22 protein-coding genes and 1 pseudogene are annotated in these 17,476 nt (G+C 73.5%); 16 read left to right on the top strand and 7 right to left on the bottom strand.

The window, feature by feature from the left end:
• The first annotated feature begins 2 nt into the window (after positions 1 to 2).
• Genes ACWDUZ_RS19805 through ACWDUZ_RS19765 form a run of 9 tightly spaced genes read left to right on the top strand, consistent with a single transcriptional unit; the run spans position 3 to position 5,018 of the window.
• Complete coding sequence (locus ACWDUZ_RS19805; RefSeq protein ID WP_451633088.1) at positions 3 to 434, top strand: gas vesicle structural protein GvpA; 432 nt, start codon at positions 3 to 5, stop codon at positions 432 to 434.
• A complete protein-coding gene (locus ACWDUZ_RS19800) occupies positions 431 to 1,201 on the top strand; it encodes a GvpL/GvpF family gas vesicle protein (RefSeq protein ID WP_451633087.1) in 771 nt (256 codons plus the stop codon). Before ACWDUZ_RS19805 ends, ACWDUZ_RS19800 begins: the two co-directional genes overlap by 4 nt.
• Positions 1,202 to 1,205: 4 nt before the next feature.
• A complete protein-coding gene (locus ACWDUZ_RS19795) occupies positions 1,206 to 1,469 on the top strand; it encodes a gas vesicle protein GvpG (protein ID WP_451633086.1) in 264 nt (87 codons plus the stop codon).
• The gene (locus ACWDUZ_RS19790) at positions 1,466 to 2,239 is read left to right on the top strand and encodes a hypothetical protein (protein WP_451633085.1); all 774 of its coding nucleotides are present in this window, start codon (positions 1,466 to 1,468) and stop codon (positions 2,237 to 2,239) included. The genes ACWDUZ_RS19795 and ACWDUZ_RS19790 overlap by 4 nt, the downstream gene beginning before the upstream one ends.
• The gene (locus ACWDUZ_RS19785) at positions 2,236 to 3,432 is read left to right on the top strand and encodes an SRPBCC family protein (RefSeq protein ID WP_451633084.1); all 1,197 of its coding nucleotides are present in this window, start codon (positions 2,236 to 2,238) and stop codon (positions 3,430 to 3,432) included. Before ACWDUZ_RS19790 ends, ACWDUZ_RS19785 begins: the two co-directional genes overlap by 4 nt.
• Complete coding sequence (locus tag ACWDUZ_RS19780; RefSeq protein WP_451633083.1) at positions 3,429 to 3,773, top strand: gas vesicle protein; 345 nt, start codon at positions 3,429 to 3,431, stop codon at positions 3,771 to 3,773. The genes ACWDUZ_RS19785 and ACWDUZ_RS19780 overlap by 4 nt, the downstream gene beginning before the upstream one ends.
• Positions 3,770 to 4,546: a GvpL/GvpF family gas vesicle protein gene (locus tag ACWDUZ_RS19775; RefSeq protein ID WP_451633082.1), complete on the top strand. Its 777-nt coding sequence runs from the start codon at positions 3,770 to 3,772 to the stop codon at positions 4,544 to 4,546. Before ACWDUZ_RS19780 ends, ACWDUZ_RS19775 begins: the two co-directional genes overlap by 4 nt.
• A complete protein-coding gene (locus ACWDUZ_RS19770; protein ID WP_451633081.1) occupies positions 4,543 to 4,740 on the top strand; it encodes a gas vesicle protein in 198 nt (65 codons plus the stop codon). The genes ACWDUZ_RS19775 and ACWDUZ_RS19770 overlap by 4 nt, the downstream gene beginning before the upstream one ends.
• On the top strand, positions 4,737 to 5,018 hold the full coding sequence (locus tag ACWDUZ_RS19765; protein WP_306187836.1) for a gas vesicle protein K: 282 nt from the start codon (positions 4,737 to 4,739) through the stop codon (positions 5,016 to 5,018). The genes ACWDUZ_RS19770 and ACWDUZ_RS19765 overlap by 4 nt, the downstream gene beginning before the upstream one ends.
• A 47-nt stretch (positions 5,019 to 5,065) precedes the next feature.
• On the opposite strand, the gene ACWDUZ_RS19760 is transcribed toward ACWDUZ_RS19765, so the two are convergent.
• From ACWDUZ_RS19760 to ACWDUZ_RS19750, 3 genes are all read right to left on the bottom strand, one after another.
• Positions 5,066 to 5,236, bottom strand: coding sequence for a hydrophobic protein (locus ACWDUZ_RS19760; protein ID WP_451633080.1), 171 nt, complete (start codon positions 5,234 to 5,236; stop codon positions 5,066 to 5,068).
• Positions 5,237 to 5,296: 60 nt separating this feature from the next.
• Positions 5,297 to 6,124 carry a class I SAM-dependent methyltransferase gene (locus tag ACWDUZ_RS19755; protein WP_451633079.1) on the bottom strand — a complete coding sequence of 276 codons (828 nt, stop codon included), beginning with the start codon at positions 6,122 to 6,124 and terminating at the stop codon, positions 5,297 to 5,299.
• 140 nt (positions 6,125 to 6,264) lie between these two features.
• Complete coding sequence (locus ACWDUZ_RS19750; RefSeq protein WP_451633078.1) at positions 6,265 to 7,758, bottom strand: phosphatase PAP2 family protein; 1,494 nt, start codon at positions 7,756 to 7,758, stop codon at positions 6,265 to 6,267.
• Positions 7,759 to 7,846: 88 nt separating this feature from the next.
• Between ACWDUZ_RS19750 and ACWDUZ_RS19745 the strand changes: the two genes are divergently transcribed.
• Both ACWDUZ_RS19745 and ACWDUZ_RS19740 read left to right on the top strand, forming a co-directional pair.
• Positions 7,847 to 8,539, top strand: a complete 693-nt coding sequence (locus tag ACWDUZ_RS19745; RefSeq protein ID WP_451633077.1) for a histidine phosphatase family protein — start codon at positions 7,847 to 7,849, stop codon at positions 8,537 to 8,539.
• 86 nt (positions 8,540 to 8,625) lie between these two features.
• On the top strand, positions 8,626 to 10,278 hold the full coding sequence (locus tag ACWDUZ_RS19740; RefSeq protein WP_451633076.1) for an ABC-F family ATP-binding cassette domain-containing protein: 1,653 nt from the start codon (positions 8,626 to 8,628) through the stop codon (positions 10,276 to 10,278).
• Positions 10,279 to 10,287: 9 nt separating this feature from the next.
• Here the strand turns inward: ACWDUZ_RS19740 and ACWDUZ_RS19735 are convergent, their stop codons facing one another.
• Positions 10,288 to 11,403: a baeRF2 domain-containing protein gene (locus ACWDUZ_RS19735; RefSeq protein ID WP_451633075.1), complete on the bottom strand. Its 1,116-nt coding sequence runs from the start codon at positions 11,401 to 11,403 to the stop codon at positions 10,288 to 10,290.
• A gap of 57 nt (positions 11,404 to 11,460) precedes the next feature.
• On the opposite strand from ACWDUZ_RS19735, the gene ACWDUZ_RS19730 reads away from it, so the two are divergent.
• Entirely contained in the window at positions 11,461 to 11,739 is a 279-nt protein-coding gene (locus ACWDUZ_RS19730) for a DUF6158 family protein (protein WP_451633074.1), read from the top strand.
• 166 nt (positions 11,740 to 11,905) lie between these two features.
• Here ACWDUZ_RS19730 and ACWDUZ_RS19725 read toward each other — a convergent pair whose 3' ends face one another.
• From ACWDUZ_RS19725 to ACWDUZ_RS19715, 3 genes are all read right to left on the bottom strand, one after another.
• A complete protein-coding gene (locus tag ACWDUZ_RS19725; protein WP_451633073.1) occupies positions 11,906 to 12,448 on the bottom strand; it encodes a type 1 glutamine amidotransferase domain-containing protein in 543 nt (180 codons plus the stop codon).
• A gap of 52 nt (positions 12,449 to 12,500) precedes the next feature.
• On the bottom strand, positions 12,501 to 12,944 hold the full coding sequence (locus ACWDUZ_RS19720; RefSeq protein ID WP_451633164.1) for a CBS domain-containing protein: 444 nt from the start codon (positions 12,942 to 12,944) through the stop codon (positions 12,501 to 12,503).
• Positions 12,945 to 13,005: 61 nt separating this feature from the next.
• Positions 13,006 to 13,407 (bottom strand): DUF2795 domain-containing protein, encoded by a 402-nt coding sequence (locus tag ACWDUZ_RS19715; protein WP_451633072.1) that lies wholly within the window; start codon positions 13,405 to 13,407, stop codon positions 13,006 to 13,008.
• Between the two features lie 86 nt (positions 13,408 to 13,493).
• On the opposite strand from ACWDUZ_RS19715, the pseudogene ACWDUZ_RS19710 reads away from it, so the two are divergent.
• The 4 genes and pseudogenes from ACWDUZ_RS19710 to ACWDUZ_RS19695 all read left to right on the top strand — a co-directional run.
• Positions 13,494 to 13,922 (top strand): annotated as a pseudogene (locus ACWDUZ_RS19710) (sigma-70 family RNA polymerase sigma factor); the annotation flags it as partial.
• A 156-nt stretch (positions 13,923 to 14,078) separates the two neighbouring features.
• Positions 14,079 to 14,921: a hypothetical protein gene (locus ACWDUZ_RS19705; RefSeq protein WP_451633071.1), complete on the top strand. Its 843-nt coding sequence runs from the start codon at positions 14,079 to 14,081 to the stop codon at positions 14,919 to 14,921.
• A 202-nt stretch (positions 14,922 to 15,123) separates the two neighbouring features.
• Positions 15,124 to 16,380 (top strand): aminotransferase class I/II-fold pyridoxal phosphate-dependent enzyme, encoded by a 1,257-nt coding sequence (locus ACWDUZ_RS19700; RefSeq protein WP_451633070.1) that lies wholly within the window; start codon positions 15,124 to 15,126, stop codon positions 16,378 to 16,380.
• Positions 16,377 to 17,474, top strand: coding sequence for an MBL fold metallo-hydrolase (locus ACWDUZ_RS19695; protein WP_451633069.1), 1,098 nt, complete (start codon positions 16,377 to 16,379; stop codon positions 17,472 to 17,474). The genes ACWDUZ_RS19700 and ACWDUZ_RS19695 overlap by 4 nt, the downstream gene beginning before the upstream one ends.
• Positions 17,475 to 17,476: the final 2 nt, after the last annotated feature.

The following is a 17,476-nucleotide window of genomic DNA, read 5'->3' as shown; positions in this document are numbered from 1 at the left end:
GCATGACCGTTGTCCCGGCACAGACGTCCGGTGGAGGCGGCGGCAGCAGCGGCCTCTACGACGTACTAGAACTCGTCCTCGACAGGGGGCTCGTGATCGACGCGTTCGTGAGGGTGTCCCTGGTCGGCATCGAGATCCTGAAGATCGACGTACGGGTGGTCGTGGCCAGCGTGGACACCTATCTGCGCTTCGCCGAGGCGTGCAACCGGCTCGACCTGGAGGCGGGCCCCCGCAAGAGCCCGGGCCTGCCCGAGATCGTCGGCGAGGTCACCGAGTCCGGTGCGCGCGGCAAGTCCAAGGGCGCGCTGTCCGGCGCCGCCGAGACCATCTCCGAGGCCTTCAAGCAGGGACGGTCGGAGCACTCGGAGGAGAGCGAGTCCCGGCCGCGTCCTCGTAAGGCCACGTCGTCTCGCAGGAGGGAGGAGCAGGAGTGAGCACGTACGTCTACGGAATCACGACGGCCTCGCATCCTTCGCCCCCGGAGGGCACGGTCGGTGTCGGCGAGCCGCCGCGGCCGGTCCGCGTGCTGAAGGCGGGCGAACTGGCGGCCGTCGTCAGCGACGCGCCCGACAACCTGCGGCCCAAGCGCAGGGACCTGCTCGCCCACCAGAACGTGCTCAGCGAGATCGGTGCCACAGGCTGTGTGCTGCCCATGCGGTTCGGCAGCGTCTCCCCGGACGACACCACCGTCACCGGAGTGCTCACCGAGCGCGCCGAGCACTACACCGAACGGCTGCGCGCGCTGGACGGCAAGGTCGAGTACAACGTCAAGGCCAGCCATGTCGAGGAGGCCGTACTGCACCAGGTGATGGCCGAGAATCCGGACATCAGGGCACAGGCCGAGGCCAACCGGCAGGCGGGCGGCGGCAGTTACGACGACCGTCTGCGGCTCGGCGAGTTGGTCGCCGGCGCGGTCAAGGCCCGCGAGGCCGCGGACGGCGCCCAGGTGGTGCAGGCGCTGGAGCCCATGGCGGCCGCGGTCAGCGCGGGCCCGGAATCCTCCGGCTGGCTCGTCAACGCGTCGTTCCTGGTGGACCGGGAGGAGGCGGCGCGGTTCCTGGACGCGGCCGAACAGGTCCGCAAGGACACGCCGCACCTCGAGCTGCGGGTGAACGGACCGCTGCCGCCCTACAGCTTCGTCGAGCCCGGCCCGTCCGAGCCGACGGCCAGCGCGGCGGGAGCCGGTGCGGGAACGGGATGACGTCATGGGACTGATCTCGGAAGTGCTGCTGCTGCCGTTCGCACCCGCACGCGGCAGCGGCTGGGCGATCAAGCAGGTGGTGCGCGAAGCGGAGCGCATCTACTACGACCCGGCGACCGTCAAGGCCGAACTCGCTCGGCTGGAAGAGCGGCTGGAAGCGGGCGAGATCACCGAGGAGGAGTTCGACCGCCAGGAGGACGAGCTTCTGGACCGGCTGGAGGTCGGCATGCGCGGGGGACCGGGGACAGGTGAGGGGACGACACGATGAACAGGATGGGACTCGGCCTCGCGGTAGGGGCCGGATACCTGCTGGGACGTACGAGGAAACTCAAACTGGCCATGGCGCTGGGCAGCCTGGCGGCGGGCAAGAAGCTGAATCTGAGCCCGCGCGCGATGGCCGACCTGCTCAACCAGCAGCTGAAGGACAACCCGCAGTTCAAGGAGATCGGCGACCAGCTGCGCCAGGATCTGCGGGGTGTCGGCAAGGCCGCCTCCGGCGCCATGGTCGAACGGCAGATGGCCACGCTCGCCGACCGGCTGCAGGGTCGTACCGCACAGGTCCGCGACCAGCTGGCCGGCGTCGTGCCCGACACCGGCGAGGAGAAACGGCGCGGCGGTGAGCGGTCGGCCCGGCGCCGCGGACGCGAGGACGACGAGCACGCCGAGGACGAGCACGAGGAAGGGGCCGAGGCGGAGCACGAAGAGTACGACGACGAGTACGAGGACTGGGGGGAGGGCCGCGAGGCCGACGAGGAGGCGGAGAGCACCGAGGCGTCCGGCGAGGGCGACGAGTCCGGCGGCCGGCGGCGGCAGCGCATGCGGAAGGCCCCCGCGGAGACCGGCCAGAAGGCCCGGGCCCGCGCGCCCGGCAGGAAACCGGCGAAGAAGGCCCCCGGTGAGAAGGCGGCGAGGACGGCGAAGAAGACCTCGGCGCGCGAAACGGCGGAGAAGAAGCCGGCCGAGAAGGAGACCGCGGCGGCCGGTGGCGCACACCGTCCCGAGCGGTCCCGGACCTCGAAGGGCGGCGGTGACCGATGACCGAGACCCTCGGCTCCGCGAGAAAGGCCGCCGGCCGCGCGGCCGGCGCGGCGACGAAGGAGAGCCCGCTGGCGGGCCTGGCCCACAGCGAGGCCGCCGATCGGCTCAAGGGGGAGGCGCAGGACTACCTGGCCGCCCAGGCCGAACGCCTGCTGGCCGGCCTCGGCCACAAGCTCGGCGAGACCACCGGCAAGCTGAACGACATCGCCGAGGGCAACAGCCCGGGCTTCGCCCGGCTCGCCCTCGACGCCGGCCGCAAACTCGCCGAGGGGAAGAGTCCGGTGCGCTCCGCGCTGGAGCTCGGGGCCTCGCGCGCCAAGGACAACGTCATGGGCGCGCTGAAGAACCTCGGCGGCGGCAAGGGCAAACGCAAGGGCCGCGGAGGCAACAAGCCCACCGTCATCATGGAGCACATCGATGTCGGTGTTCCGCTGCGCACCGCGTACGACCAGTGGACCCAGTTCCAGGACTTCAGCACCTTCGCCAAGGGCGTCAAGAGCGCCAGTCGCGCCGACGACACCACGTCCGACTGGCAGGCGAAGATCTGGTGGTCCAGCCGCAGCTGGAAGGCCACGACGACCGAGCAGGTGCCCGACTACCGCATCCAGTGGACGTCGGAGGGCGCGAAGGGCAGCACGAAGGGCGTCGTCTCCTTCCACCGGCTGGAGGAGAACCTCACCCGCGTCCTGCTGGTCATGGAGTACTACCCGAGCGGCCTCTTCGAGAAGACCGGCAACATCTGGCGTGCCCAGGGCCGCCGTGTCCGGCTCGACCTGAAGCACTTCGCCCGCTTCATCACCCTCAAGGGGGAGGCGGAGGACAGCTGGCGTGGAGAGATCCGCGACGGCGAGGTCGTACGCAGCCACGAGGACGCGGTCGCCGAGGAGGAACAGGGCGACGAGCACGAGGAAGAGGAAGAGGGCCGCGAGAAGGACGAGGACCGGGAGGACGGCGCGTACGAGGAAGACGAGGGCGAGGAAGAAGAGGAAGAGGACGAGGGCGACGAGGAGGCCGAGGACGAGGACGAAGAGGAAGAGAACGGCGAGGAAGAGAACGGCGAGGACGAAGAGGACGAAGGGCAGGAGCGGACACGGGGCCGAGGGACGGACGCGGACGACGAGTATCCCGAGGACGACGAGGGTGACGAGGAGTACGAGGAAGAGGAGTACTCCGAGGGCGGGAGCCGCCGATGACGACACCGAGCCGGCTGCCCGAACCGTACGGCCCGAGCAGTGGCGCCAACCTCGCCGACATCCTCGAGCGGGTGCTCGACAAGGGAATCGTCATCGCGGGTGACATCCGGATCAACCTGCTCGACATCGAACTGCTCACCGTCAAGCTCCGGCTCATCGTCGCCTCGGTCGACAAGGCCAAGGAGATGGGTATCGACTGGTGGGAGAGCGACCCCGCGCTCTCCTCCCGGGCCCGCCGTGACGAACTCGCGAGGGAGAACGCCGAGTTGCGCGAGCGGCTGGCCCGGCTGGAGGAACTGGAGCAGGGCAGCGGCCGCACCCACCCGAAGGAGGCACCATGACCGGACTGCGGTACGTCTACGCCGTCTGCCGCCCCCTCGGCGCACCCCTCCAGGCACAGCTGACCGGTGTGGGCGGCGCGCCGGTCAAGCAACTGCTCCACCACGGCCTGATCGCCGTCGTCAGCGAGGTGCCGGAACGGGACTTCGCCGAGGAGCCGCTGCGCGCCCGTCTGGAGGACCTGGACTGGCTCTCCGCCACCGCCCGCGCCCATCAGGGCGTGGTCGACGCGCTGACCGTCGTCACCACCCCGCTGCCGTTGCGGATGGCCACCGTCTTCCGGGACGACAGCGGGGTGCGCACCATGATCGAGTCCCGTGAGGAGCACTTCCGCGCCACCCTCGACCGGCTCCAGGGGCGGGTGGAGTGGGGGGTCAAGGTCTATCTGGAGGCGGAGCAGCCGCAGGAGGCGATGGTGCGGGAGCCCGAGCCGATGGCCGCGTCCGGCCGGGACTATCTGCGTCGGCGCCGGCAGCAGACGTTGGCCCGCGAGGACGTGTGGCAGAGGGCCGAGGCGTTCGCGACCCGGCTGCACGAGAAGCTCTCCGCGTTCGCCGAGGACTCCAGGCTGCACGCGCCGCAGAACGCCGCCCTCTCCGGCACCGCCGGGCGGAACGTGCTCAACGCCGCCTATCTCGTGCCGCGCGCCCATTCCGAGGAGTTCGTGGAGGTCGTGGACCGCACGAAGGACGAGGCGCCGGGGCTGCGCGTGGAGCTCACCGGGCCCTGGGCCGCGTATTCGTTCGCGGGAGAGTTGCCGGGGGAGGGGACATGACGGTCGTCGAACGCCGGGAGATCGCCCTGGTCGACCTGCTCGACCGGCTGCTGGCCGGCGGGGTGGTCATCACCGGGGACATCACCCTGCGCATCGCTGACGTCGACCTCGTGCGGATCGACCTGAACGCCTTGATCAGCTCGGTGAACCGGCAGGTGCCGTCCCCCTTCGAGATCCCGGAGGTGACGTCGTGACCCCGCGCAGGCGTGTGGACCTGGAGCCGGACACGGTGGAGCGCGACCTCGTCAAGCTCGTCCTGACCGTCGTGGAACTGCTGCGCCAGCTCATGGAACGCCAGGCGCTGCGCCGGTTCGACGAGGGTGATCTGACCGAGGAGCAGGAGGAGCGGATCGGACTGACGCTGATGCTCCTGGAGGACCGCATGGCCGAGCTGCGCGACCGCTACGGACTGCGGCCCGAGGACCTCAATCTGGACCTCGGGCCGCTGGGACCGCTGCTCCCCAGGGAATGACGGGAACGACCCGTGCTTCCCTGGGGACGGTGTGCGTGTGCTCCGGCCTACCACCTGTACCAGTGAGCCCGGCGTCCGCCTGTGCCCGTGCCGTGGATCAGGAAACCGAGCAGCCAGACGACGAACACCGCCAAGGCGATCCACCAGAGCACCTTCACCGCGAATCCGACCCCGAACAGAATCAGCGCCAGAAGCAGTACGAGCAGGATGGGAACCATGTTGAACCTCCTGCTCCTCGGGTGTCCCGAAAGCGAGACATCATTCCGGTGAACCGGACGTCAGTCGGCTTTGCGGTACAGGATTTCCCCATGCAGTACGGCGAACCAGCCGTCCGGTCGTTCCCCCCACTCCCGCCACGCCCGGGACACGGCCCGCAGCCGCTCCTCGGTCGCGTGGCCGCCGCCGGTGGCGCGCTCGGCGTAGGCCGACGCCAGGGTGCGGTCGGCCCACAGGCCGCTCCACCACTCGCGCTCGGCCGGGGTCGCGTACGTCCATGTGCTGGAGGTGGCCGTGACGGCGGCCTCCGTGAAGCCCGCGGCCAGCGCCCAGGACCGCAGCCGGCGTCCCGCGTCCGGCTCGCCACCGTTGGCGCGGGCCACGCGCTCGTACAGGTCCAGCCAGTCGTCCAGGCCCGGCACCCGCGGGTACCAGGTCATCGCCGCGTAGTCCGCGTCCCGTACGGCGACGAAGCCGCCCGGCTTCGTCACCCGCCGCATCTCGCGCAGCGCCCCTACGGGGTCGCCCACGTGCTGGAGCACCTGGTGGGCGTGGACCACGCAGAACGTGTCGTCCGGGTAGTCCAGGGCGTGCACGTCGGCGACCGCGAAGTCGACGTTGCCCAGGCCCCGGGCGGTGGCCGTGGCGCGGGCCTGCTCCAGGACGCCGGGCGCCCGGTCGACACCCGTGACGTGCCCGTCGGGCACCAGCTCCGCCAGGTCGGCGGTGATGGTGCCCGGCCCGCAGCCGATGTCCAGGATCTTCATGTGGGGTTTCAGCGAGCCGAGCAGGTAGGCCGCCGAGTTGGCGGCGGTGCGCCAGGTGTGCGAGCGCAGCACGGACTCGTGGTGGCCGTGCGTGTAGACGGCCGTCTCCCGCGGTTCGGGCATGGCTGTACCCCTCCTCGTCACCTGGCCCCGCACGGGCCCGCGGCCCCGGGGCGGTGAGGATCACGGTACGCGCGTATGTCGAATGTTGAGACCCCTGTTTCATCATGTGGACCGACGGTGGTCGCGGGGGACAACGGGTGTCAGCCGGCCGGCAGCGGCCGGTAGACGGTCAGCGCCTCCGGCAGCTTCTCCAGCCGCACCTCGCCCTCCACCTCCGTGACCTCGCCGTCGTAGGCGAGCAGGGTGCCGGGCGCCAGGCCGGTCAGCCGCAGCCGGCCCACCTGTACGGCCGCATGCGCCGGGGAGCGGGTGAGCGGGCCCGCGAGGGCCGCCGACAGCAGCCGCAGGGCCGGCCTCCGGCCACCGTGCACCACCCGCACGTCGAGCACCCCGTCCGCCAGGTCCAGCCGACGGCCCGGCGCGAGGCCCATGCGGTGGTAGGTGCCGTTGCCGGCGAACAGCAGCCACAGCGGGTGCCGGCCCCCGCGGAACTCCGCCTCCAACGGATGGCGGTCCGCGCGCAGCACCCGCAGCGCCGCCAGCACCCCGGCCGGCCAGCCGCCGATCCGGTCCGCCCAGCGCTCACGTTCGCGCACCAGCTCCGGATACACGCCCAGACTGAAGGTGTTCAGGAAGATGCCCCGCCGGTGCTCCGAGCTGAACCGGCCCACGTCCACCCGGACGCCCTCGCCCCGCTCCAGCGCTCCGGCCAGGTCCCGTACGTCCTCCACGCCCAGGTCGTAGGCGAAGTGGTTCAGCGTGCCCCCGGGCAGCACCGCGAGCGGCAGGCCGTGCCGCAGGGCGACCTCGGCGGCCGTGTTCACGGTGCCGTCGCCGCCGCACACCCCGAGCACCCGAGCCCGGCTGGCGGCCTTCTCCGCCTCGGCGTTGAAGTCCTCCGGGTCGCACACGACGACCTCCGCCCGCGGCAGCACGTCGTGCAGCGCCCGGGCCCGGTCCGCGGTGCCGGAGGCGTTGTTCGTGACGAGGACCAGGCCCTCGCCCTCGGGCAGCGCCGGCACGGCGGCCCGCGGCCGGGCGGGCGCCGTGATCTGCGCGCGCGTCGGCACCAGGCCCCGCACGGCGAACGCGGCCGCCGCGCCGAGCGCCGCGCCCGCCAGCACGTCGCTCGGGAAGTGGACACCGGTGTAGACGCGGGATACCGCCACCGAGAAGGCCACCGGCGCCACGGCCGCTCCCCAGCCCCCGGACTCCAGGGCGACCCCGGTCGCGAACGCGGCGGCCGAGGCCGCGTGGCCCGAGGGGAAGGACGTCGTGATCGGCTGACGCCGGAGCCGGCGGACGTCCGGCACCGGGTCCAGCAGGGGGCGGGGGCGGCGCACCGAGCGCTTGCCGAGCGTGTTGATGGTCAGCGACGCCAGGCCGAGGGAGGCCAGGCCGCGGGCCGCGGCCCGGCGGGCGCGCGGTGTCCGGCTCGCCGCGATGGCGGCCGCGGCCGCGAACCACAGCACACCGTGGTTCGCGGTCCGGCTCAGCCGGGGCAGCACGGGTCCTGCGCCGGGCCAGTGGCGTTCGGCCGCGACCCGGAACAGCCGGGTGTCCAGGGCGAGCAGCCGGGTCAGGGTGGCGTGGGCGCCCGCTCGCGGGGCGGTGAGGTCGACGTCTGGGCTCATACCGGCACCGTTACCCTGAAGTGGCCGTTTCCTGCGCGCGGGGCGCGCGGGACGACACCGACGTGTCCTCCTTCGCCCGGGAACCCCTATGCGCCTGCTCCTCGTACGCCACGGCGAGACCCCGTCCAACCTGGCCTCCCTGCTGGACACGGCCGTGCCGGGACCGGGGCTGACCGAACTCGGCCGGCGACAGGCGGCCGCGCTGCCCGAGGCGCTCGCCGAGGAGGACATCGAGGCCGTCTACGCCTCCACCCTGGTCCGCACCCAGCTCACCGCCGCGCCGCTGGCGGCCGCCCGGAGGCTCGACGTGATCGTCCGCGACGGCATCCGCGAGCTGTCCGCGGGCGGGCTGGAGGGGGAGCCCGGCGACTCCGAGCGCGGTCAGGCCTACCTGCGGACGTTCCTGGCCTGGGCCGCCGGGGACCGCGAACGCCGGATGCCCGGTCCGGGCGGAGAGACCGGGACCGATGCACTGGCACGGTTCGACGCCGTCGTCGAGGAGGCCGCCCGCAGCGGGGCCGGCACGGTCGCCATGGTCAGCCACGGCGCGGCCATCCGCCTGTGGACCGCGGTCCGCGCCCACAACCTCGACGCCGACTTCGCCGCCACGCACCCGCTGCGGAACACGGGCGTGGTGATCCTTGAAGGCTCGCCCACCGACGGCTGGAAGGCCCTCTCCTGGGCCGGCGCCCTGGTGTCCCCCGCCGGCGAGGGAGGCCCGGCGGGACAGCCGGTGGACACCGCGTACGCCACCCGGCCCGACGCCCCACCGGGGACCTGACGCGGCGGCCGGTGCGGCCGCGACCTCCCTGTCACGCCGAATAAGCGTTTGCCGGGATCCCGGGGGCGCCATGAGAATGCCCGACCATGGGACATCTGGAAGCCGCGCACCTGGAGTACTACCTTCCCGACGGGAGGGCGCTGCTCGGCGATGTCTCCTTCCGGGTGGGCGAAGGCGCCGCGGTGGCGCTCGTCGGGCCGAACGGCGCCGGCAAGACCACCCTGCTCCGGCTGATCTCCGGCGAGCTGAAGCCGCACGGCGGCACCGTCACCGTCAGCGGTGGCCTGGGCGTCATGCGGCAGTTCGTGGGGTCGGTGCGGGACGAGACGACTGTACGCGACCTGCTCGTCTCCGTCGCCCCGCCGCGCATCCGGCAGGCCGCGCGCGCCGTCGACGCGGCCGAGCACGCCATCATGACGTCCCCCGGTGTCTCAACGGCCCGGGAGGTGCCCCCAGACGACGAGGCCGCCCAGCTCCGCTACGCGCAGGCCCTCGCCGACTGGGCCGAGGCGCGGGGCTACGAGGCGGAGACGCTGTGGGACATGTGCACCACGGCGGCGCTCGGCGTGCCCTACGACAGGGCGCAGTGGCGCCAGGTGCGGACCCTGTCCGGCGGTGAGCAGAAGCGACTGGTGCTGGAGGCGCTGCTGCGTGGCACCGACGAGGTGCTGCTGCTCGACGAGCCGGACAACTACCTCGACGTACCCGGCAAGCGCTGGCTGGAGGAGCGACTGCGCGAGACCCGCAAGACCGTCCTCTTCGTCTCTCACGACCGCGAGCTCCTCGCCCGCGCCGCCGAGAAGATCGTCTCCGTCGAGCCCGGTCCGGCCGGCGCCGACGCCTGGGTGCACGGCGGCGGCTTCGCCACCTACCACGAGGCCCGGCGCGAACGCTTCGCCCGCTTCGAGGAGTTGCGCAGACGCTGGGACGAGAAGCACGCGCAGCTGAAGAAGCTGGTGCTCAACCTCCGCCAGGCCGCCGAGAACAGCGCCGACATGGCCTCCCGCTACCGGGCCGCCCAGACCCGGCTGCGCAAGTTCGAGGAGGCCGGCCCGCCGCCCGAGCCGCCGCGCGAGCAGGACATCCGGATGCGGCTGAAGGGCGGCCGCACCGGCGTACGGGCCGTCACCTGCCAGAACCTGGAACTGACCGGCCTGATGAAACCCTTCGACCTGGAGGTCTTCTACGGCGAACGGGTGGCCGTCCTCGGCTCCAACGGCTCCGGCAAGTCGCACTTCCTGCGGCTGCTGGCCGGCGATGACGTCGCGCACACCGGCACCTGGAAGCTCGGCGCGCGGGTGGTGCCCGGCCACTTCGCCCAGACCCACGCGCACCCCGAACTCCAGGGCCGCAGCCTGCTGGACATCCTGTGGAAGGAGCACGCGCAGGACCGCGGCGCCGCCATGTCCCGGCTGCGCCGCTACGAGCTGACCGGTCAGGCCGAACAGAGCTTCGACCGGCTCTCCGGCGGTCAGCAGGCCCGGTTCCAGATCCTGCTGCTGGAACTGCAGGGGGTCACGGCCCTGCTCCTGGACGAGCCCACCGACAACCTCGACCTGGAGTCCGCCGAGGCGCTCCAGGAAGGGCTGGAGGCGTTCGAGGGCGCGGTCCTCGCGGTCACCCACGACCGCTGGTTCGCGCGCTCCTTCGACCGTTACCTCGTCTTCGGGGCCGACGGCAGGGTCCGCGAGACCTCCGAGCCGGTCTGGGACGAGCGCCGGGTGGAGCGGGCCCGGTAGGGCCTGCGGTCACCTCCAGCGGAGGATCGCGCCCAGACCACCCGACGGCGCGCCCTCGGCCGTGGCGGCCACGGGCTCCAGCGACAGCGCGATGGCGTCCGTGGCGACCGCGGAGCGGATCAGGGCGTCGTCGGCGCGGGCCGGCCGGGCGTCCTGCTCGCCGAGCATCTTCAGATCCGTGCGGCGCACCGCCAGCTGGTCCGGGTCCTCGCCGATCCACACCTCGCGGTGGGCGTCGGCGCCGTCCGGGACGATCAGCAGTTCCTCCAGACGGTGCTCGCGGGCCGCCTCGACCAGCGCGGGAACGCCCTCCACGGCCGCCGCCCGGCCCTCGTCGTCCGGGGCGCGGGCCGCCCGGAACCGGTCCAGCTCCTCCTCGACACGCTGCCGCACGTGCTCGGCGCGGATCCGCTCCACGTCCTCGTCCAGCAGCCGGCTGCCGGCGCCGCGGGTGGCCTCCACCACGAGGCCGTCCAGCCGCCGCGGCAGCCGCTCGCGCACCTCACGCCGCTCCCTGTCGTCACCCACGAGGACCAGCAGGTCGGCGCGCGTCTCCTCCTGGCACACGCTGAGCGCGTCGGCGATCTCCGCCGCGTTGTGCTCCCAGGTGTTCTCCACCTTCAGCTGGAAGTGCCGCTCGGACCAGTCCACGTTGCTCGTCCGGTGGATCGGCCACTGCTGCCCGACCACCGTGCCGGCCTCCTTGCGGCCCAGCGCACTGCGCAACTCGAAGTCGGCACCCCTGCGGTCGACGTACGCCACGATCGCCACCGGATCCTCGCCGGCGAGCTCCAGCAGCGGCGTCACACGGGGCAGCGGTGCCCACTCCGCCCAGCTGACCCCCCGGGGCGGGCGGGCCAGGGGCGGGTCGAGGACGACCCTGCCGTCGCGGGCGAACAGGGCCCGCCCGTGCGGGTCGGGGGAGTGGCGCATCTCGTCGATCGCGGTCTCCACGGCCCGGCAGGTGGCCTCGTCCGCACCCTGCCGCGCCAGCTCGCGGGCCATCGCCTGGGCCGTCAGGCGTATCTCCTGCGCGGTGTCCTCCGCCTTCCGGGAGGTGTTGACGTACACCGAGGCCCAGGGCCCGGGCTGTTCGTACAGTGGATGCAGATGGGCGAGATCCATGGCTCCCTCCCGGATGCCGCTCGGTGGTAGTGCACGCCGGGCGGGTACCCGTACCGCATGAACGAACACGACGAGCGGGGCACCACCATGACCGGAGTCGACCCGGGCCGGCTGGACGACCAACAGCTGATGAAGGAGCTGGAGACCATCCACCGCACCCGCCACGACGCGCTGCTGTACGGCTCGAACGACGCGCTGCGGGCTCACAACGAACGCATGGCGCAACTCGAGGGCGAGTACCTGCGCCGCAACCCCCGCCGCACCGTCGCCGCGGGCCGCACCCGCGAAGGGGCCCGGGAACGCTGCTGCGGCGAGTCGGCGTCACCCCGCGGGTGAGGCGCCGCCGCCCCCCGGCTCCCCGCTGCCGTGCCCGGTCGCGGACCCCCGGACATCGCTCGCCCGTGCCCGGTCGCGGACCCCCGGACATCGCTCGCCCGTGCCCGTGAAGGTGCCCGCCGGCGTGCTTCCTGAGGCACTCCGACGGGCACCCCACGGCCCTGGTTCAGCCGGCCTTCTGCGCGAACACGTCCAGGAACGCCTGGCAGAACGCCTTCAGGTCGGCCGGCTTGCGGCTGGTGACCAGCTTGTTCGGGCCGTTCTCGCAGATCTTCACCTGCTCGTCGACCCAGGTGCCGCCCGCGTTGCGGATGTCCGTGCGCAGACTCGGCCACGAGGTCAGCACGCGGCCGCGTACGACATCGGCTTCCACCAGCGTCCACGCCGCATGGCAGATCGCGGCCACGGGCCGGCCCTGTTCGAAGAAGTCCCGCACGAACGAGACGGCCTTCTCGTCCATCCGCAGGAAGTCGGGGTTGGCCACGCCGCCCGGCAGGACCAGCGCGTCGAAGGAGTCGGCGGAGGTGTCCCCGACCACCTCGTCGACGGGGAACGTGTCCGCCTTGTCCAGATGGTCGAACGCCTGGATCTCACCGGACCGGGTGGACACCAGCACGGTCTCGTGCCCGGCGTCCCGTGCCGCCTTCCGGGGCTCGGTCAGCTCCACCTGCTCGACGCCCTCGGGTGCGGCCAGAAATGCGATGCGCATGATGTCTCGACGTCCTTTCGTCGTCCTCTCGTCCTTCGTCTTCCCCACCCGGTCAGCCGCCGGGTGCCTCCGGTACGTCCGGTGCCTCCGATCCGTCGGGGCCGCCCCCCGGTTCGGCCCGGCTGATGTCGGCGAGCGCCGATCGCGGGTCCCGGGCCTCGGCCAGGTCGCTGAGGCTGACCATGCCGACCGGCAGGCCGTCCTCGACGACGGGCAGCCGCCGTACGGCATGCTCGCGCATGAGCGCGACGGCCGCCGACACCGGGTCGTGCGGGCCCACGACGAGCGGCTGGGACGTGCACATGGCCCGCGCGCTCACCGCGTGCGGATCCAGACCTTCCGCCACGGCCCGCACCGCGATGTCGCGGTCGGTGAGCATGCCGACGACGTCCTGACCGTCGGCCACCACCACGTCGCCGATGTCCTGGGCGCGCATCAGCCTTGCCGCCTCGACGAGCGAGGCGTCGGGGCGGACGGCCACCACGCCCGGGGTCATGACGTCCCCGACGTATTCCGCCCTCACCAGGCCCTACCTGCCTTTCCGCCCCGCTCCGGGGTTACGCCCGGTCCTCCCGGGCGGGCCGCTCGGTGTGGGTGAGTTCCTTCGCCAACTCCTGCACGTTGGCGTACTGGGCCTTGCGCGGCAGCCGCTCCAGTGCCTCGATCAGCGCGTCGGGCGCGTTCTTGCGGCGCAGGGTGCGCGCCAGTTCGCCCGGGCCCGCGGGAAAGGCGCTGCGGCCCAGGATCCTGGCCAACTCCAGGCGCACGGTCTCGAGTGAGGCCCGGGACGCACCCGGCACCACCGGTCCGCCCCAGACCTCCGGGTCGTCCTCGGCGGCCGGTTCCGGGTCGTGCCACTCCTCGGTCCGCGTGGGATGGCCGGACCTGAGCAGGCCCTGCAGCTCGTGCTTCATCTCGTCGTCACGGTGGACACTCAGCCGGTCGCTGCCTCGCTGCATGTCTCCCTCCACATCGTCGGCGGTGGCGACCGCGTACCCGTGCACGCCGAGCCGACACGGCTTTTCCGCAAGGGATGGTGCCCGGCACGCCGCACGCCGCACGCCGCGCGCCGCACCGCACCGGGCGGGCGTTTGGCGTCGGAGGCCGGGGGCAGGCGCAGCCCCAGTGCTTCGGACCTCAGGCCCGTCCGTGGGAACGGCGCGCGAGTCTGGAGAGCACCGCCGCCCTCTCCCTCGACGCGGAGCTGCCCGGCGGCGAGGAGGGCCACCGGCTCGTCGACGCGCTCGGCTCACCCGATCCCGCGCTGGACACCGTCGTGGACCGCGAGGCCGTCAGGCCGCGCCTGGCGGCGCTGCCCGAACGCGAGCGGACCATCCTGTACATGCGCTTCTTCGACGACATGACGCAGCGCCGGATCGCCGAGCGGCTGGGCATCTCCCAGATGCACGTCTCCCGCCTCCTCACCCGGTGCTGCGACCGGCTCCGCGACCAGGTGATGCGGGACATGCCGTAAGGGCCGGCCCGGCGGCGCCCCGGCGTCACCCGATAGGCCGTTGGCGTCCCGCGAATGGGGCTCGGCATCGCGCGGCCCGGGGCGCCGGGGGCTGTGATGGCTGGGACGGCACGAACGCCGTACGTAAGCCGCCCCACCGGCCCTAGGAGCACCGCGATGCGCCGCAGTACCCGCCATACCCTGTCCGCCGCCGTCCTGGCCGGCCTGATGACGGGCACCGCCGCGGCGGCCGCCGTCGCGGCGGAGGCGACGGAGGCCGGCCCGCCCCCGCACACCCTCCGGCAGGCACGCGGCCCGGGAGACCTTCCGGACCCGGGAGACCGGCCGCAGCCGGCCCCGTCCCCCTATGCGGCCGTCCCCGACGCGGCCGTCCCCGGTACGGTGCTCCCCGGCCCTTCCGAGGACCCCCTCCTGCTCGGCCCGCCGTCCCTCGCCCAGATCCGGCCCCTGCTGCCTCCGACCCCGGGTCAGCCGCAGGGCGACTCCGGCGGCTACCCGCTCGAATCCGGCGGCCACCTCCCGGCCCCCGACCCGGCCGACCCCGTCCGACCGAACGGCACGACGGGCGGGACGGACCCGACGGGCAGGACCGAGCTGAACGGCGGGCTCGTTCCGAACGGCTCGCTCGACTCGACCGGCACCTCCGACACGCCGTACGACCCGTCGCGCCCCTCCGCCCCCCTCGGTCCTGCCGGGTCCGCGGACTCCACCGGATCCTCCGACACCGCCCCGTCCCGGGGCGACAGCGCGCAGGACGCCTCCGGCGGCCGGGACACCGGCGAGTCGGACGGCCACGAGAGCTCGGACACCTCGTCCCACGACTCGGCGTCCGGCGACTTCGGCGGGTCGGACAGCCCGACCCAGCACGGTGTGCAGGCCGGAGCGGGCGGGTCGTTCACCGGGTCGCTGCCACCACTGATCGGCGGCGGTGCGCTGATCGCGTCCGCCCTGGGCGCCGCCGGGCACCGGATGTGGCGCCGCCGGAGCACCGGCTGCTGACCCGCGCCGCTCCTCGCGCCCGGACCGCGGGATCCAACCCCGGTGCCCGACCTGGGGTCCGCACCCTCGGGTGACCGTCGCGACCAGCCAGGGCACCCATGGGGCGACGCCCGCCTGGGTACCCGCACGCGCAAGGCCGGACGCGGTGAGCCGAGGTCCGACGGTGAGACGACACGGCGGCGAGGACTGCGCGGAGGTTGCCATGCGGCGGACGGACCCGGAAGGGCACGGCCCCGTCCGCTACGGGCCGTCGGCCCTCCCCGACGACGGACTGCCGGTGCTGCCCGAGCTGGCCGCCGAGCTCGGTGCGGCCGCGCGCCGGACCCGGGGCCGGGACGGACCGATAGGCGGCGCCGCCATGCTCCTGGACGCGGCCGGCGGCTACTGGCGGCGGCGCGGCCTGCCCACCCGGCCCGGCCAGGTGGCGGCGGGACCCGGTGCGCCCTGCCTGCTGCTGGCGCTGACGGCCGCGCTGGGCGGCGACGTCCTCGTCCCCAGGCCCTGCGCCGCCTGGTGGGCGCCCTACGCGCGTCTGCTCGGCAGACCGGCCTTCCCCGTCGCCACCCCGGCCGAGTGCGGCGGCATACCCGACCCGTACGCCCTGCTGGAGACGGTCCGCAGGGTCCGTGCGGAGGGCGGCGACCCCAGGCTGCTGGTGCTGTCCGTGGCCGACGACCCCACCGGCACGGTCGCGCCGCCGGAGATGCTGCACGAGACCGTGGAGGCCGCCGCGGCCGAGGGCCTGCACCTGGTCAGCGACGAGACCTGGCGCGACACCTGGCACGACCCGCACGAGACGATGCTGCTCAGCCCCGCCGAGATGCTGCCCGAACGGGTCACCGTGGTCACCGACCTGGCCGGCGCGTTCCTGCCCAGCGGCTGGCCCGCCGCGATCGTCCGCTTCCCCGCCGGAGCCACGGGGGAGGCGCTGCACGCGCGCGTGCTCGACATCCTCACCGCCCTGGACGCGCGGACAGCCGAGCCCGTCGCCGCCGCTGCCGCCTACGCCCTCGACGAACCCGGGCCGGTGACCGCGCGCCTGACCGCCACCGTGCGACTGCACGCCCAGGTGGCCCACGCCCTGCACACCGCCGTCGTCGCGGCGGGCGCGCTGGCCCTGCCGCCGCAGGCCGGCCGCCACCTCTACGCCGACCTCGGCCCGCTGCGCCCCGCCCTTGCCGCACGTGGCGTCGGCGACGCGCAGGAACTGGAGGACTTTCTGGGCCATGTGCTGGGCATGCCCACACCCGGCGGCCACCGCTTCGGCGACGACCTCGCCGCGCTGCGTGTGCGGCTGTCCACCACCGAGCTGCTCGGCGACACCGAGGAGCAGCGCACGGAATGCCTCCTGTCGCCCACGCCGTTGGAACTGCCACACCTGCAACGCGCGTTGATCTCCTTGAGGTCCGTCTTCGACGATCTCCGCGACGACGCTCAGCGATGGGAGCCTCCTCGATGACGCAGCAGTCAGAGCCGCCCGGGTCCCCGTACACCGGCGTGACCGAGTCCACGACCACGCACGCCCGGGAGGCCGCCGCCGCGGCCCCGGCCTCCCGCACGTCCGGGCGGACCGCCGCCCCGTTCCCGCCGCAGGCCGAGCCGCGGCCGCCGGCGGAGCGGCGGCTGTGGCCGCGCACCTTCCACGACCGGCTCACCGCCCCGCTGCCCGGCCTGAAGGCCTTCGCCCGGTTCGCCCGCGAGGGCGCCGTACGCCCCGGCAAGGAGGGCCTGGCCGACATCCCCCTGCTGCCCTACGAGCCGGGACCGCTGCCCCGGGTGGACGCCCGCACCGTCGCCGTGACCTGGGCGGGGCACGCCAGCTGGGTCGTCAGGATCGGAGGGCTGACGGTGCTGACCGACCCGGTGTGGTCCCGGCGCATCATCGGCACCCCGGCCCGGATCACCCCTGTCGGCGTCGCCTGGGACGCGCTGCCGCCGGTCGACGCCGTCGTCATCAGCCACAACCACTACGACCACCTGGACGCGCCCACCCTGCGCAGACTCCCGCGGGACACACCGGTGTTCGTGCCGGCCGGACTCGGCCGCTGGTTCCGGCGCCGCCGGTTCACCCGCGTCACCGAGCTGGACTGGTGGGAGGCGTGCGAACTCTCCGGGGTCCGCCTCGACTTCGTGCCCGCGCACCACTGGTCCAAGCGCACCCTCACGGACACCTGCCGCAGCCTGTGGGGCGGCTGGGTGCTCACCGACCCCGGCGGACGGCGTGTGTACTTCGCCGGCGACACCGGGTACGGGCACTGGTTCTCCCGCATCGGCCGCCGCTATCCCGGCATCGACCTCGCCCTGCTGCCCATCGGCGCCTACGACCCGCGCTGGTGGCTCCGCGACGTCCACTGCGACCCGGAGGAAGCGGTGCGGGCGGCCCAGGACGTCGGCGCCCGCCGCATGGCGCCCATGCACTGGGGCACGTTCGTGCTGTCCGCCGAGCCGGTCCTGGAACCCCTCCTCCGCGTCCGCGCCGCCTGGGACAAGGCGGGCCTGCCCCGGGAGGACCTGTGGGACCTCCCGGTGGGCGGCTCCCGGATCATGGAGTGATC

The organism is Streptomyces sp. NPDC003393 (assembly GCF_053589015.1).
This window is presented reverse-complemented; position numbering and strand designations above follow the sequence as displayed.